The sequence below is a fragment of the Burkholderia sp. APQ4-4ca genome (genome assembly GCF_057837105.1).
On sequence record NZ_JBYQCG010000213.1, the window covers coordinates 31,802 to 45,714 of the forward strand.

11 protein-coding genes and 2 pseudogenes are annotated in these 13,913 nt (G+C 67.5%); 7 read left to right on the top strand and 6 right to left on the bottom strand.

What is annotated here, in order from left to right; translation table 11 throughout:
- Positions 1 to 20: 20 nt before the first annotated feature.
- From AC3IFE_RS22675 to AC3IFE_RS22690, 4 genes are read right to left on the bottom strand one after another with little or no spacing between them, the layout of a single operon-like run.
- On the bottom strand, positions 21 to 677 hold the full coding sequence (locus AC3IFE_RS22675; protein WP_489192106.1) for a methionine ABC transporter permease: 657 nt from the start codon (positions 675 to 677) through the stop codon (positions 21 to 23).
- Positions 670 to 1,854 (bottom strand): methionine ABC transporter ATP-binding protein, encoded by a 1,185-nt coding sequence (locus AC3IFE_RS22680; RefSeq protein ID WP_489192108.1) that lies wholly within the window; start codon positions 1,852 to 1,854, stop codon positions 670 to 672. Before AC3IFE_RS22680 ends, AC3IFE_RS22675 begins: the two co-directional genes overlap by 8 nt.
- Before the next feature lie 18 nt (positions 1,855 to 1,872).
- Entirely contained in the window at positions 1,873 to 3,285 is a 1,413-nt protein-coding gene (locus AC3IFE_RS22685) for an LLM class flavin-dependent oxidoreductase (RefSeq protein ID WP_489192110.1), read from the bottom strand.
- 10 nt (positions 3,286 to 3,295) lie between these two features.
- The gene (locus AC3IFE_RS22690) at positions 3,296 to 4,135 is read right to left on the bottom strand and encodes a MetQ/NlpA family ABC transporter substrate-binding protein (RefSeq protein WP_489192112.1); all 840 of its coding nucleotides are present in this window, start codon (positions 4,133 to 4,135) and stop codon (positions 3,296 to 3,298) included.
- A 459-nt stretch (positions 4,136 to 4,594) separates the two neighbouring features.
- On the opposite strand from AC3IFE_RS22690, the gene AC3IFE_RS22695 reads away from it, so the two are divergent.
- The 5 genes from AC3IFE_RS22695 to AC3IFE_RS22715 all read left to right on the top strand — a co-directional run bounded on the left by AC3IFE_RS22695 (position 4,595) and on the right by AC3IFE_RS22715 (position 10,789).
- Positions 4,595 to 5,959 carry a 2-hydroxycarboxylate transporter family protein gene (locus AC3IFE_RS22695; RefSeq protein ID WP_089470675.1) on the top strand — a complete coding sequence of 455 codons (1,365 nt, stop codon included), beginning with the start codon at positions 4,595 to 4,597 and terminating at the stop codon, positions 5,957 to 5,959.
- A gap of 146 nt (positions 5,960 to 6,105) precedes the next feature.
- Positions 6,106 to 7,992, top strand: a complete 1,887-nt coding sequence (locus AC3IFE_RS22700; protein ID WP_489192114.1) for a sensor histidine kinase — start codon at positions 6,106 to 6,108, stop codon at positions 7,990 to 7,992.
- A complete protein-coding gene (locus AC3IFE_RS22705; protein WP_489192116.1) occupies positions 7,982 to 9,343 on the top strand; it encodes a sigma-54-dependent transcriptional regulator in 1,362 nt (453 codons plus the stop codon). Before AC3IFE_RS22700 ends, AC3IFE_RS22705 begins: the two co-directional genes overlap by 11 nt.
- A 25-nt stretch (positions 9,344 to 9,368) precedes the next feature.
- On the top strand, positions 9,369 to 9,698 hold the full coding sequence (locus AC3IFE_RS22710) for a DUF3579 domain-containing protein (RefSeq protein WP_489192118.1): 330 nt from the start codon (positions 9,369 to 9,371) through the stop codon (positions 9,696 to 9,698).
- 239 nt (positions 9,699 to 9,937) lie between these two features.
- Complete coding sequence (locus AC3IFE_RS22715) at positions 9,938 to 10,789, top strand: alpha/beta fold hydrolase (RefSeq protein WP_301737266.1); 852 nt, start codon at positions 9,938 to 9,940, stop codon at positions 10,787 to 10,789.
- 102 nt (positions 10,790 to 10,891) lie between these two features.
- On the opposite strand, the pseudogene AC3IFE_RS22720 reads toward AC3IFE_RS22715, so the two are convergent.
- Positions 10,892 to 11,227, bottom strand: a pseudogene (locus tag AC3IFE_RS22720) (PACE efflux transporter); the annotation flags it as partial.
- 3 nt (positions 11,228 to 11,230) lie between these two features.
- On the opposite strand from AC3IFE_RS22720, the pseudogene AC3IFE_RS22725 reads away from it, so the two are divergent.
- Positions 11,231 to 11,581, top strand: a pseudogene (locus AC3IFE_RS22725) (LysR substrate-binding domain-containing protein); the annotation flags it as partial.
- A 185-nt stretch (positions 11,582 to 11,766) separates the two neighbouring features.
- Here AC3IFE_RS22725 and AC3IFE_RS22730 read toward each other — a convergent pair.
- On the bottom strand, positions 11,767 to 12,702 hold the full coding sequence (locus tag AC3IFE_RS22730) for a LysR family transcriptional regulator (RefSeq protein ID WP_489192122.1): 936 nt from the start codon (positions 12,700 to 12,702) through the stop codon (positions 11,767 to 11,769).
- A 375-nt stretch (positions 12,703 to 13,077) separates the two neighbouring features.
- On the opposite strand from AC3IFE_RS22730, the gene AC3IFE_RS22735 reads away from it, so the two are divergent.
- Positions 13,078 to 13,913 (top strand): aldehyde dehydrogenase family protein (locus AC3IFE_RS22735; protein ID WP_489192120.1); only part of this gene is annotated, 836 nt, incomplete at its 3' end.

Here is a 13,913-nt window from a genome sequence, read left to right on the forward strand (position 1 = left end):
GCGGACGCTTGTGGCGTCGCTCAGGTTCGCCGGGTCACGCGTCGGACCAGGCGGTCGCCCGTGATTTGCACGGCCGAGACGAGCGCGATCAGGATCACGATCACGGTCGCCATGACGGTCGTGTCGAAACGTTGATAGCCGTAGCGGATCGCGAGATCGCCGAGGCCGCCCGCGCCGACGGCGCCCGCCATCGCGGTCGAGCCGATCAGCGCGACGACGGTGATCGTGAAGCCGCCGAGCATGCCGGGCAGCGCTTCGGGCAGCAGCACGTGCCATACGATGTGGCGGCGCTTCGCGCCCATCGCGAGCGCGGCCTCGATCAGCCCGCGATCGACTTCGCGCAGGCTCACTTCGGCGATCCGTGCGAAGAACGGGATCGCGGCGATCGACAGCGGCACGACGGCCGCCCACACGCCGATCGTCGTGCCGATCAGGATGCGCGTAAACGGCAGCAGTGCGACCAGCAGGATGATGAACGGCGTCGAGCGGAACACGTTGACGAGCGCACCGAGCACCGTGTTCGCGCCGCGCCGCGCGTAAATGCCGCCGGGCGCGGTGGTCACGAGGATCACCGCGAGCGGGATGCCGATCAGCGCGGCGATCGCGGCCGACGCGGCGACCATCGACAACGTGTCGCGGATTGCGTCGAGCAGTTCGGGCCACCAGAGCTCAAACATAGCCGAGCACCTCCGCATGGTTCGCATGGCGGCGCGCACGTTCGAGCAGCGCGGCGACCGCATCGCCGCGCGCCGCCGACGGGCCGGCGTCATCCGCACGCGGCGTCGCGGCGATCACGAGCCGCCCCTGCGCATGCCCCTGGATGCTTTCGATGCCGCCGTGCAGGAACCGCACGGCGCCGCCGAGCGCCGCCGCGAGCGCGCCAACATCGGGTGCGCCGCCGCTCTCGCCCGTATAGCGCACGTCGAGCACGATCTGCGCGCCGTCGGGCAGCGCGGCCTGCTCCGGCAGCGGCCGCACGCGCGCGGCCAGCTCGGCCGGCAGGTCGTGCTGCAGCGTGCTCAGCAGCGCGCGCGTCGCGCCGTGGCGCGGATCGCCGAACACGCGCCACACGGGGCCGGTTTCGACGACTTCGCCCTGTTCGATCACCGCGACCGTGTCGCACACCGCGCGGATCACCTCCATCTCGTGCGTGATCAGCACGATCGTGAGCCCGAGACGGCGGTTGATGTCCGCGAGCAGCGCGAGGATCGATTGCGTGGTTTCCGGATCGAGCGCCGACGTCGCTTCGTCGCACAGCAGCACCTCGGGATCGTGCACGAGCGCCCGCGCGATGCCGACGCGCTGCTTCTGCCCGCCGGACAGGCTCGCCGGATACGCGTCGCGCTTCGCGGCGAGCCCGACGAGCTCGAGCAGCGCGTCGACCTTGCGCACGCGCTCGGCCTTCGGCACGCCGGCGATCTTCAGCGGCAGCGCGACGTTCTCGAACACCGTCTTCGCGGACAGCAGGTTGAAATGCTGGAACACCATGCCGGTGCGGCGCCGCAACGCGACGAGGCCATCCTCGTCGAGCGCGCCGACGTCGACGCCCTGCACACGCACGCGGCCCGAACTCGGCCGTTCGAGGCCGTTCAGGAGGCGCAGCAGCGTCGACTTGCCGGCGCCGCTGCGGCCGATGATGCCGAACACCTCGCTGCGCCGCACGTCGAGCGTCACGTCGCGCAGCGCGGCGGCCTGGCCGCGCGGCGTCGCGAACACCTTGCCGACCTGCTCCAGCGACACGGCCGCGCCGCCGGCCAGCACGGCCGGTTCCTCATGCGCCGTTGCACCGACGCCGGCGCCCGCGCGAACGGCCGATGTCTCGATGAAACCCAGCGTATCGAACAATTGCGTCATCGCTTCGCTCCGTCAGGTTCACGCATGCGCGGGATGCGCGGGTTCGGCTGCGGCCGCCGGCCGGTGCTGCGCGCCGGTATGCCAGGCGGGCAGGCGCGGACCTGCGCCGAACAGCTTGTCGCGCAGCGTCGGCGCGGGATCGTAGTCTTCCTTGTAGACGCCGCGGTTCTGCAGCTCGGGCACGACCCAGTCGACGAAATCCTCGAACGACTCGGGCATCACCGTGCGCGTCAGGTTGAAACCGTCGATACCGGTCTCGTCGATCCACGCCTGCAGTTCGTCCGCGACCTGCGACGGCGAACCGACGATCGGCGCATAGCGGCCGCCGAGCGACATCTGTTCGAGCATGCGGCGCACGGTCCACGTGCCGGTCGTGCTCTTCTTCGAGATCGCGTCGACGGCCGACTGGATCGAATCGGTCTTCACATACGAGATCGGCTCGTCGAGGCCGTATTTCGCGAAATCGATGCCGGTCGAGCTCGCGAAATGCGCGAGGCCGGCTTCGGGGCTTGCGTAGCGCCGGTACTCGTCGAACTTCTCGCGGGCGAGCAATTCGGTCTCGGCCGTCACGACGCTCACGCCTGCAAAGATCCTGATCGACGCCGGGTCGCGCCCGTGCCGCGCGGCGGCCGCGCGGATATCGAGCGCCGCCGCGCGCGCCGCGGCCTTGCTCTGGCCGTTCACGAACACGCATTCCGCGTGACGCCCCGCGAACTCGACGCCGCGCGCGGACGAGCCGGCCTGGTACAGCACCGGCGTGCGTTGCAGCGACGGTTCGCTCAGATGAATCGCATCGATCGAATAGAACGGCCCGTCGTGCTTCACGCGCCGCACCTTGCCCGGCTGCGCGAACACGCGCGCCTTCGCGTCGCGGATCACCGCGTCGTCGTCCCAGCTCTGTTCCCACAGCTTGTAGACGACGTCCATGTAGTCGTCCGCGCGCTCGTAGCGGTCGTCATGGCCGATCTGCCGCGCGAGGCCCATCCCGCGCGCGGCGCTGTCGAGGTAGCCGGTCACGATGTTCCAGCCCACGCGCCCTTTCGTCAGATGATCGAGCGTCGACATGCGGCGCGCGAACAGATAAGGCGGCTCGTAGGTCAGGTTCGCGGTCACGCCGAAGCCGAGATGCCGCGTGACCTGCGCCATCGCCGGCACGAGCAGCAGCGGATCGTTGACGGGCACTTGCACCGATTCGCGCAGCGCGGCGTCGGGGCCGCCGCCGAACACGTCGTACACGCCGACGATGTCCGCGAGAAAGATCCCGTCGAACTTGCCGCGTTCGAGCGTCTTCGCGAGATCGGCCCAGTAGTCGAGATCGGTGTAGTGCGCGGAGCGGTCGCGCGGATGCGTCCACAGTCCGTGGTTGATGTGCCCGACGCAGTTCATGTTGAACGCGTTGAGCAGGATTTTCTTGCGGTTCGCCGTCGTCATGCCGCCTCCGTCACCACGCGATCGCGTACAGCGAGCCGAACGCGTTGTCGAGCGCACGGCGCACCGCCGGCGAGTGCTGGTAGATCGAGATGAACTTGCGGATGCGCGGATCGTTCGCGCGTTCGGGCCGCACGACCCACTGGATCGCGAAGTTCTTGTTCTCGGTGCCGTCGAACAGCAGCGCGCTGTTCGGGTCGGTCGTGCCGGCGAGCTTGATGAAGCTCGGATAACCCTGCGCGAGATCGACGTCGTCGAGCGAGCGCGCGAGCTGCGACGCTTCGAGCGGGATGATCTTCAGGTGCTTCGGGTTGGCGACGATGTCGCGCGTCGTCGCGCGGTAGTCGGCGCCCGGCTTCAGCGTGATGAGCCCCGCGCGCTGCAGCAGCAACAGCCCGCGCCCGCCGTTGACCGGATCGTTCGCGATCGCGACGCGCGCGCCGTCCTTCAGTTCGGCGAAGCTTTTTACCTTCTTCGAATAGAGGCCGATCTTCATGATCGTGCCGGGCGCGATCGAGATGAAGTTGTAGCCGCCCTGCTTCTTCGCGTTCTCGAGAAACGGGATGTGCTGGAAGTAGTTGACGTCGATGTCCTTGTTCGCGAGCGCCGCGTTCGGCGTATTCCAGTCGGTGAATTCGACGATCTTCACGTCGAGGCCCTGCTCCTTCGCCTCCTTCGCGGCGATCTTCAGCGCCTCGATCTGCGGGCTGGTCGAGATGCCGACCTTCAGCGGCGCGGTGTCGGCGCGCGCACCGTTCAGCAGCGCGACGCCGAGCAGCGCGGCCGTCAGCACGCGGGCCAGGCCGGCCACGCGGCCGGCGGAAAAGCGGGCGGAAAACACGGGATGCAGCATGGGAACCACTCTCCTGTCCAAAGACGGTGTCGACGGATGAGCGACGCCGCGGCGAACGCGCGGGCGTTCTCCGGACAGTCGTCGTCACGTCGGAAAAAAGATCAGCCGATGATAGAGAGCGGCGGGAAGGCGGTCTACGAAGCGATTGTGCGAAGAAAATCGCGCGCGGCGATATGGCGGGCGATATGGCGGGCGATATGGCGGGCGACATGGCAGGCGGCTGGCATGGCCGGGCGCCCGGGCCGCGGTCAGGCCGAAATCTCGGCCTCGCTGCCGCGGGAATTCCGAAATCTCGGCCACCCCGCGTGGAAAATCCTTTCCGCAGACGAAATAAATCCCTTACGAATCAATGGATTAAAAATATTCCGGCAGGCCGGAATTCTGGCATGGGGGTTGCGTAATAGACGGCACACGATGCCGCGAAGCGATGCAGGCATTCCAAACATCAGGAGACACGTCTTGCAGACCTCTATCCATACCCCGTCCCATCCCGAGCCGATTGCCGAAGCCGGCCCCGCCACGCGCGAACGCTTCTGGCCGGAAGGCTGGTGGAAGCTGATGGAAATCCGCATCGGCATCATCCCGCTGCCCGTCTACGTGATCCTGTTCGGGCTGATCGTCGGCTTCGCGGTGACGGGCAAGGTGCCCGGCGAGATCTCGATGGCGATCGCCGTGCTCGCGTTCTTCGGCTTCACCTGCGCGGAACTCGGCAAGCGCCTGCCGCTCCTGCGCAACATCGGCGCGGCCGCGATCTTCGCGACCTTCGTGCCGTCGGCACTCACGTACTACCACGTGCTGCCGAAGCCGGTGCTGAACCTGACGGTCGAATTCACGAAGTCGACCAACTTCCTGTACCTGTTCATCGCATCGATCATCGTCGGCAGCATCCTGAGCATGGATCGCCGCGTGCTGATCCAGGGCTTCGTGAAGATCTTCATTCCGCTCGCGGCCGGCTCGGTCGCCGCGGCGATCGTCGGCACGGCGGTCGGCACCGCGCTCGGCCTCGGCGCGCGCCACACGCTGCTGTACATCGTCGTGCCGATCATGGCGGGCGGCGTCGGCGAAGGCGCGATTCCGCTGTCGATCGGCTATTCGGAACTGATGCATCTGCCGCAGGGCGAGATGTTCGCGATGGTGCTGCCGTCGGTGATGCTCGGCAGCCTGACCGCGATCATCCTGTCGGGCGCGCTCGACATGCTCGGCAAGCGCCTGCCGCACCTGACCGGCAACGGCCGCCTGCAAGTCGGCGAAAGCGGCGACATGACGCCGGAAAGCGAGGAAATCCGCGGCCACGTCGACGTCACGCACATCGCGGGCGCCGGCATCACCGCGATCACGCTGTACCTCGTCGGCCTGATGGCGCACAAGCTGTTCGGCCTGCCCGCGCCGGTCGCGATGCTGTTCCTCGCGGTGCTGGTGAAGCTCGCGCGCGCGGTGTCGCCGCCGCTGCAGGAAGGCGCGTTCGTCGTCTACAAGTTCTTCTCGACCGCCGTCACGTATCCGCTGCTGTTCGCGATCGGCGTCGCGATGACGCCGTGGGACAAGCTGACCGCCGCGTTCACGATCGTCAACGTGATCACGATCGTGGCGACCGTCGCGACGCTGATGGGCACCGGTTTCGTGGTCGGCCGCCTGCTGAAGATGTACCCTATCGACACCGCGATCGTGAACGCCTGCCACAGCGGGCAAGGCGGCACCGGCGACGTCGCGATCCTGACCGCCGCGAACCGGATGCAGCTGATGCCGTTCGCGCAGATCGCCACCCGCATCGGCGGCGCGATCGTCGTCACGGTGACGCTGATCCTGGTCGCGCACTTCGGGTAACGCGCGGCCGCGCGCACCGTCGCGCCGACTGCCTCGCACGCGCCGCCGCCGGCCTTGGCCGGCGTGCGGCGCGCGTCGTTCCGGACGGCCGGTTGCGGACGGCCGGTTGCGGGCGGCCGGTCGCGGACAACCGATCGCGGGCTTCGATGAGGGCGAACGTGCAGAAGAGCTTCAAGGGAATCCCGTGGTGGGGGTGGGCATCGGCCGCGGTGCTGTATGTCGGCGTGGCCGGCGCGGCCGTCGATTTCGCGTGGGAACGCGCGATCGACGCGCTCGAGGAAGCCGGCGCGCACCGGCTCGACCTGTATGCGTCGAGCCTCAAAAGCGAGCTCGGCCGCTTCGAGATCCTGCCCGGCCTGGTCGCGCGGCAGGACGGCGTACGCGCGATGCTGAAAGCCGCGCCGAACGAGGCGCCCGAGCTCGTGCATGCGGTGAACACCTACCTCGAAGCCGTGAACCGCGACGCCGGCAGCGGCGCGGTCGACGTGATCGATCTGCAAGGCGACGTGATCGCCGCGAGCAACTGGAACGAGACGATCAGCTTCGTCGGCACCAACGTGTCGTACCGGCCGTACTTCAAGGACGCGCTCGCGCGCGGCAGCGGCCGCTTCTTCGGCATCGGCACCAACACCGGCGTGCCGGGCGTCTACTTCGCGAGCGCGGTGCGCAGCGACGGCGTGCCGATCGGCGTGGCCGCCGTGAAGATCAGCGTCGATCCGCTCGAATCGGCATGGCGCGCGCCGGGCGTCGCCGCGATGGTCGTCGACGGTAACGGCGTGATCGTGATCTCGACCGAGCCCGCATGGAAATTCACCGCGCTGCGCCCGATCACCGCGCAGCAGCAGCGCGACATCCAGGCGTCGCGCCAGTACGCGGGCCGCACCGTCGACGCGCTGCCCTATCGCCGCATCGGCGACCGCAGCTCGGCCGCGTGGTTCGGCACCTTCCCCGATCCGCGCCACGCGGGCCGCACCACGCGCTATCTCGTGATGTCGCGCCCCGCGCCGCAGGCCGGCGATTCGCTGATGGTGCTGCTCGACATCGCGGGCGCGCGGCGCCAGCAGCAGACGGCGTTCGTGTTCGTCACCGGCGCGTTCCTGATCGTCGCGCTGCTGGTCGGCTATGCGATCCAGCGCCGCCGGGCGATCCTCGCGCGGCTGAGCGCGCAGGACGCGCTGCGCCGCGCGAACGATCGGCTCGAACTGACCGTCGCGCAACGCACCGCCGCGCTGACGGCCGCGAACGAGCGGATGCAGCGCGAGATCGTCGAGCGCGAGCGCACCGAGCAGCGGCTGCGCGATTCGCAGCAGGAAGTCGTGCACGCGGGCAAGCTCGCGGTGCTCGGACAGATGGCCGCCGGCCTCACGCACGAGCTGAACCAGCCGCTCGTCGCGATCCGCACGCTGTGCGACAACGCACGCACGTTCTTCGAGCGCGGGCAGCCGGCGCCGGCGCTCGCGAACCTCGAACGGGTCGGCAAGCTGGTCGACGGCATGGCCGTGCTCACCGGCGAGTTGAAGGCCTTCGCGCGCAAGCCCGACGTCGAGCGCGTCGCGGTGTCGCTGAACGAGGCCGTCGCGCATGCGCGGCTCATCTACGATGCGCGGATTCGCGACGAAGGCGTGCGGCTCGACGTGAACATCGCGCCCGGCACGACGGTCTCGGCCGAATCGAGCCAGTTGCAGCAGGTGATCGTGAACCTGCTCGGCAACGCGCTCGACGCGGTGCACGACGCGCCGGTGCGCCGCATCGTCATCGACGCGGCCGGGCCGGACGACGACGGCCGCGTGCGCTTCACGGTGGCCGACAGCGGCGCCGGCATCGCGCCCGACGTGCTGCCGCACCTGTTCGAGCCGTTCGTCACGACCAAGCCGCGCGGCCAGGGCCTCGGGCTCGGCCTCGCGATCACGTCGCGCATCGTCGAGGCGTTCGGCGCGAGGATTACCGCGACGAACCGCGACGAAGGCGGCGCGCAGTTCACCATCGAATTCGCGGCGGCGACGCCGCAACAAAGGACAGAGCATGGAAGATGAGATTCGCGTGCTGGTCGTCGAGGACGATGAAAACGTCCGGATCGGCGTCGAGCAGGCCGTCGCGCTCGCCGGGTTCCCGGTCGACGCGTTCGCGTCGGCCGCCGACGCGCTCGCGCACGTCGCGCCCGGCGCGCCGGTGGTGATCGTGTCGGACGTGCGGATGCCGGGCATCGACGGGCTGCAGCTGCTCGACCGCGTGATGGCCATCGACGCGCAGATTCCGGTCGTGCTGATCAGCGGCCATGCGGACATCTCGACGGCCGTCGGCGCGATGCAGGTCGGCGCGTACGACTTCATCGAGAAGCCGTTTTCGTCGGACGTGATCGCCGGCCGTGTCGCGCGTGCAATCGAGAAGCGCCGGCTGACGCTCGAGGTGCAGGGCTTGCGCGCCGCGCTGAACAACTGGCAGGGCATCGAGGCGTTCGTGCTCGGCAAGTCGCCCGCGATGGCCGACGTGCGCAAGAAGATCCTGCGCCTCGCCGATACGTCGGTGTCGGTGCTGATCACCGGCGAGACGGGCACCGGCAAGGAGCTCATCGCGCGCAGCCTGCACGACTTCGGCGGCCGTCGCGACGCGCATTTCGTCGCGCTGAACTGCGGCGGCCTGCCCGAGCAGGTGTTCGAGAGCGAGTTGTTCGGCCATGAAGCCGGCGCGTTCACCGGCGCGATCAAGAAGCGCATCGGCAAGATCGAATGGGCGGACGGCGGCACGCTGTTCCTCGACGAGATCGAGACGATGCCGATCGCGCTGCAGATCAAGATGCTGCGCGTGCTCCAGGAGCGCGTGGTCGAACGGCTCGGCGCGAACGACCTGATTCCGGTCGACTGCCGCGTGGTGGCCGCGTCGAAGGCCGATCTCGCCGAACTCGCGGCCGACGGGCGCTTTCGTGCGGACTTGCTGTATCGCCTGAACGTCGCGCAGATCGAACTGCCGCCGCTGCGCGAGCGGCGCGAGGACGTGCCGCTGCTGTTCGAGCATTTCGTGCTCGCGGCCGCGCGACGCTTCGGCCAGCCGGCGCCGGTCGTCACCGCCGCGCAGGTGTCCGAACTGATGACGCACGCGTGGCCCGGCAACGTGCGCGAGCTGCAGAACGTGGCCGACCGCTTCGTGCTCGGGCTGACCGGCGACAGCCTGCTGTCGTCTGGCGAAGCGCCGGCCGTGGGCAGCACGCTCGCGGAACAGCTCGCGTATTTCGAGCGGATGCTGATCGAGGACATGCTGCGGCGTCACAACGGCAACGTCGCGGACGCGAGCGAGGCGCTCGGCATGCCGAAGAAAACGCTCTATCACAAGCTGCGCCACCTGCGGATTCCCGCGCGCGGCGACGCGGCAGCCGACGGCGGCGAATGACGCGCACGAGGGCACGCACACCAGCATGGATCGCATCGACATCACCGAACGCGGCCGACTCGCCGGCCACCTGATTCGCGGCGTCACGCGCGCGCAGAAAACCTTCCGCCCGAGCGACTGGCCCGAGCGGCTCGCGGGCGTCATCACGCTGTTCGTCGGCGAACGGCGGCCCGGCTATCCGTGCGCGCTGTCGCGGCTCGCGATGCCGGTCGTCGACGGCGGCGTCAAATGCCTGTTCGTGTCCGACGAATTACGCGCCGTGTGCGCGGATGCGTTCGAGTTCGCGATGCAGTTCGCGGCCGACAACGATCTGCCGGTCGAGCTTCGGACCGCGCCGGCGTTGACGGTGCGCTGACCGGCAAACCTTCCCTTTCCCGACGCAAAGACGCGTGCGCGCATGCCCCCGCACACCCTTTCGGCACCTCAATCAATCGTCAGACGATTGAAGACTTGGACGCATGACCACGCTGCGACAAGGGTTTCCCGGGGAGCCATCAATAAAATTGATCGCCACGATGAAAATTATGCGTTTTCCTTGCAGGTCGCCGTGATGCATAGTTGCGTCGTGTTGACGCACCTTTGAGTCTTTCAGTCATGAACATGCGAATCGAGCCGTCCGTGCTCGCGAACCCCGACCTGCAATTTGCGACGCTTTCGTCAGGCATCAGCCTGCCGTATGTCGAGCGGGGCAGCGGTGCGCCGATGGTGTTCGTGCACGGCTCGCTGTGCGACTACCGCTACTGGGATCCGCAACTCGCGGCGCTGTCGGCGCACTACCGCTGCATCGCGCCGAGCCTGAGCCACTACTGGCCGGCCGTCGAAGCGGGCATCCAGGACGAGTTCAGCTGGCAGAACCACGTCGACGAGCTCGCCGAATTCATCGACGCGCTCGATCTCGGCCCCGTGCATCTGGTCGGCCATTCGCGCGGCGGCAGCGTCGCATTCAACGTCGCGCGCCAGCATCCGCACCTCGTCGAATCGCTGACGCTCGCCGATCCGGGCGGCCCGCTCCAGCAGCCGGGCGTGCGCGAAGCCGCCATGCCGGCCACCGCGATCGCGCTGCGCACGAAGGCCGTGAACCTGATCGATCAAGGTGACGTCGAAGCCGGCCTCGAAATGTTCGTCGATTCCGTGAGCCTGCCCGGCGCGTGGAAGAAGAGCACGTCGCGCTTTCGCACGATGGCGATCGACAATGCGAGCACGCTGCCGAAGCAACTGCGCGACCCGCTGCCCGCGTATTCGCTGCACACGGCCGGCGATATCGCATGCCGCACGCTGCTGATCGACGGCCAGCGCAGCCCGAAGATGTTCCGCCACAACGTCGACACGCTGTCGCAGTGGATCGGCAACGCGCAACGGCAGACCGTCGCCGGTGCGTCGCACGGGATGAATGCGGCGAGCCCCACGGTGTTCAACCGTTACGTGCACGAGTTCGTCGCCGCGTAACGTGGGCGGGCGGCATGCGCGCCGCCCGTCTTCCTTTCTCTTGCAGAAGCGAAACGGCGCGGGCAGTCCGCATCGTTTCGCGCCCCGCTGCATCCATCTGCATCACGCCACCGGCGCCGCCTTGCGCGTCACCGCATCCGGCAACCCGAACACGCTGTCGAACGCCCAGTTGTATGTAAGCGTGAAGATCGGGAGGAACACGATCAGCACCGCGTCGTACAGGAACGCCTGCCATAACGACACGTCGAGCCACCACGCGATCAGCGGAATCAGGAACGTCACGAGCGCGACCTGAAACCCGCTCGCATGCCCGACACGTCGCCCGACGGTGTGCGTCGTTTCGGTGCGCCGCCGCTCCCACGCCTCGAACCCGAGGTTGTACAGAAAATTGACGGCGACGCCCGTCGTCGAGATCATCACGCCGAGCAGCCCGCTCGTTGCGCCGCGCATCCGGCGGCGATCGAGCGACTGTCGGAGTTTCGGCAGATCGCGATCGCCGATCCGGAGCGTCCGCTCACCGACGTGCGTCCGCTGATCGGCAACCGCACGTGGAAGGTGACCGACACGGCGACCGCGATCGCGCTCGTGAAGGCCGGTCATGGCTGGGCGAATTTGCCGGAGTCGGTCGTCGGCCGGTATGTGGCCGCCGGCGCACTCGCGCCGCTCGTGTTCGCGAACATTCGAAACGGGCTGCCGTTGCCGGTGTATGTGCGGCGGCCGCAACATACGGGGCTCGGCAAGGCGGCGGGGGAACTCGTGCGGGCGCTGCCGGCTGAAAACAGCAAGCGTTGAGCGGTGCGGCGACGAAATCGCCGCACCGTCCGCCAGCGCAAGATGACTTGACCGTTAGTTGCGATCACCTCACCCCCGCCCCGCCGCCTCCGCACGGCCCTGCACGAAGGTCCGCTCACGCGGCAGCACGTTCGACGCCAGGAACGCGCCCGGCCCCTCCCTCGACTTCCCGACCGTGACGCGGGTCATACGACCGTGATGGCGAGCTCCTCCGCATACGCGTCCAACTGGTCGCCCACCCGCAACTTCAGGACATCGATGAACCGCTTGATCTTCGCGTCGACGAACTGACGGGACGAATACACCGCATAGACGTTGCGCTGAGCGGTGTGGAATTCGGGCAGAACGCGAACGAGCGCGCCTTTACGCAAATCGTCGATTGCCGAAAAGGCGGCGATCAGCCCGATCCCCGCGCCCTCGCGCAGTACCGTGGACATCGCATCCATGTCGTTGACGCTGAAGTGCGATCCCGCCGGACGATACACCGCCTCGCCGGCCGTGCCTTGCAGACGCCATTCGTCGGGCGCGTAGTCGACCGTGCTGAGGAGCACACAGGTGTGATCGACGAGGTCATCCACGCACGCGGGCGCCGGACGACGTGCCAGATAATCGGGCGACGCCGCCAGAATGCAATGGCTGACGCCGATCTTCTGGCTCACATACGCCGAGTCCGGCAGCGTGCGCGCAATCACGATCGCCACGTCGAGTTGCTCTTCGAGCAGGTTCGGCATCCGCTGCGACAGCATGAGATCGACCGATACTTCCGGGTATGCGTTCCGATAGGCAAGCACGGCTTGCGAAACGAGTTGACGGCCTAATCCCGGCACCGCATGCACGCGCAATACACCACGCGGCTCCAGCAGCGCATCGCGCGCTTCCGCTTCTGCCCGTTCGATGTCCGAGAGGATCGCAACGCTGCGCTCGTAAAAACGTCGCCCCGCATCGGTAACGACGAGCCGTCGCGTCGAGCGCTGCAGCAACCGCGTGTTGAGATTGTCCTCGAGTACCGAGACCGCTCGGGAAATGTTGCCGACTGTCGTATCGAGGTGGTTTGCGACAGCCGTGAAGCTGCCCATCTCGACCACCTTCGCAAACACCGACATGGTGTGAACCTTGTCCATAACGCACCCTGTTTTGAATGGATCGCCGAATCGCTGCGTTTCGGCCCGCGCGAGCCTGTCGATCATAGGGCGCGCGCCTGTTTCCCGCAGTCAGCGCGCAATCCCTGTCGTTTTTGCACATCCTTTCAACACGCTTTCATATTGGCAGGGGATTTTCCTTCCCGAGACAAGATTCATTCTTTCCGGCGCCTCTAAGTTGCCGCCCGCTTCACGCCTAGACTGGGTCCCGAAGTCAGGCAATCAGAACACGGAAGCATCAAACCCGAGCCCGGCCCGCCACGGCGAATCATCCAGACGCGGCGTGGCGCAGGTTCCCCTGCCCGGCTCGTGGCGAACGCACATTGAATCGCAATCCTAACCACAAAAGGTACTACCATGGACATCAGTTACGACGCACTTCATCTTTTCATCGACGGCGAATGGATCGGTGCGAGCGAACGCGAAACGGCGTCGGTGATCAACCCGGCCACGCAAATCGAGATCGGGCACGTCCCGCTGGCGACGGCAGCCGATCTGGATCGCGCGCTGCAGGCCACCGCACCGGCCTTTGACGTCTGGCGCAACACCGTGCCAGCCGAACGCGCGCGCATTCTGAAGCGTGCGGCGGAACTGATGCGCGAGCGCGCCGAGCACATCGCTACCGTCATGACGCTCGAGGAAGGCAAACCCCTGGCGGAAAGCCGAGACGAAGTCCTGCGTGCCGCCGACTATTTCGAATGGTTCGCCGAAGAGGCTCGCCGTATCGACGGCCGCGTGGTGCCATCCAATCGCCCGGGCGTGCAACAGCTCGTGAAGAAACAGGCGATCGGGCCGGTCGCCGCATTCACGCCGTGGAATTTCCCCGCGATCACCCCGGCGCGCAAGCTCTCCGCCGCACTCGCCGCCGGATGCAGCGTCATCATCAAACCCGGCGAGGAAAGCCCCGCAACGGCGCTCGCGCTGGCACGCGCACTGGATGACGCCGGTTTGCCGAAGGGCGTGCTTCAAGTCGTATTCGGCGTGCCCGACCAGGTGTCGAAGCATCTGATCGCTTCCCCGGTCATCCGGAAAGTGACGTTCACGGGCTCGGTACCGATCGGCCGCCTGCTGTCGGCGCGTGCCGCCGAAGGCGTCAAACCCATCACGCTGGAGCTGGGCGGCCACGGGCCCGTCCTCGTATTCAACGACGCAGATGTCGAGAAGGCCGCGGTCGACGGTGCGGCGAACCGCTT

What these genes read in the sequence shown, in the direction of transcription:
- AC3IFE_RS22675 (WP_489192106.1), bottom strand. Translation starts at nt 677, where the DNA reads ATGTTTGAGCTCTGGTGGCCCGAACTGCTCGACGCAATCCGCGACACG.
- AC3IFE_RS22680 (WP_489192108.1), bottom strand. Translation starts at nt 1,854, where the DNA reads ATGACGCAATTGTTCGATACGCTGGGTTTCATCGAGACATCGGCCGTT.
- AC3IFE_RS22685 (WP_489192110.1), bottom strand. Translation starts at nt 3,285, where the DNA reads ATGACGACGGCGAACCGCAAGAAAATCCTGCTCAACGCGTTCAACATG.
- AC3IFE_RS22690 (WP_489192112.1), bottom strand. Translation starts at nt 4,135, where the DNA reads ATGCTGCATCCCGTGTTTTCCGCCCGCTTTTCCGCCGGCCGCGTGGCC.
- AC3IFE_RS22700 (WP_489192114.1), top strand. Translation starts at nt 6,106, where the DNA reads ATGAGGGCGAACGTGCAGAAGAGCTTCAAGGGAATCCCGTGGTGGGGG.
- AC3IFE_RS22705 (WP_489192116.1), top strand. Translation starts at nt 7,982, where the DNA reads ATGGAAGATGAGATTCGCGTGCTGGTCGTCGAGGACGATGAAAACGTC.
- AC3IFE_RS22710 (WP_489192118.1), top strand. Translation starts at nt 9,369, where the DNA reads ATGGATCGCATCGACATCACCGAACGCGGCCGACTCGCCGGCCACCTG.
- AC3IFE_RS22715 (WP_301737266.1), top strand. Translation starts at nt 9,938, where the DNA reads ATGAACATGCGAATCGAGCCGTCCGTGCTCGCGAACCCCGACCTGCAA.
- AC3IFE_RS22730 (WP_489192122.1), bottom strand. Translation starts at nt 12,702, where the DNA reads ATGGACAAGGTTCACACCATGTCGGTGTTTGCGAAGGTGGTCGAGATG.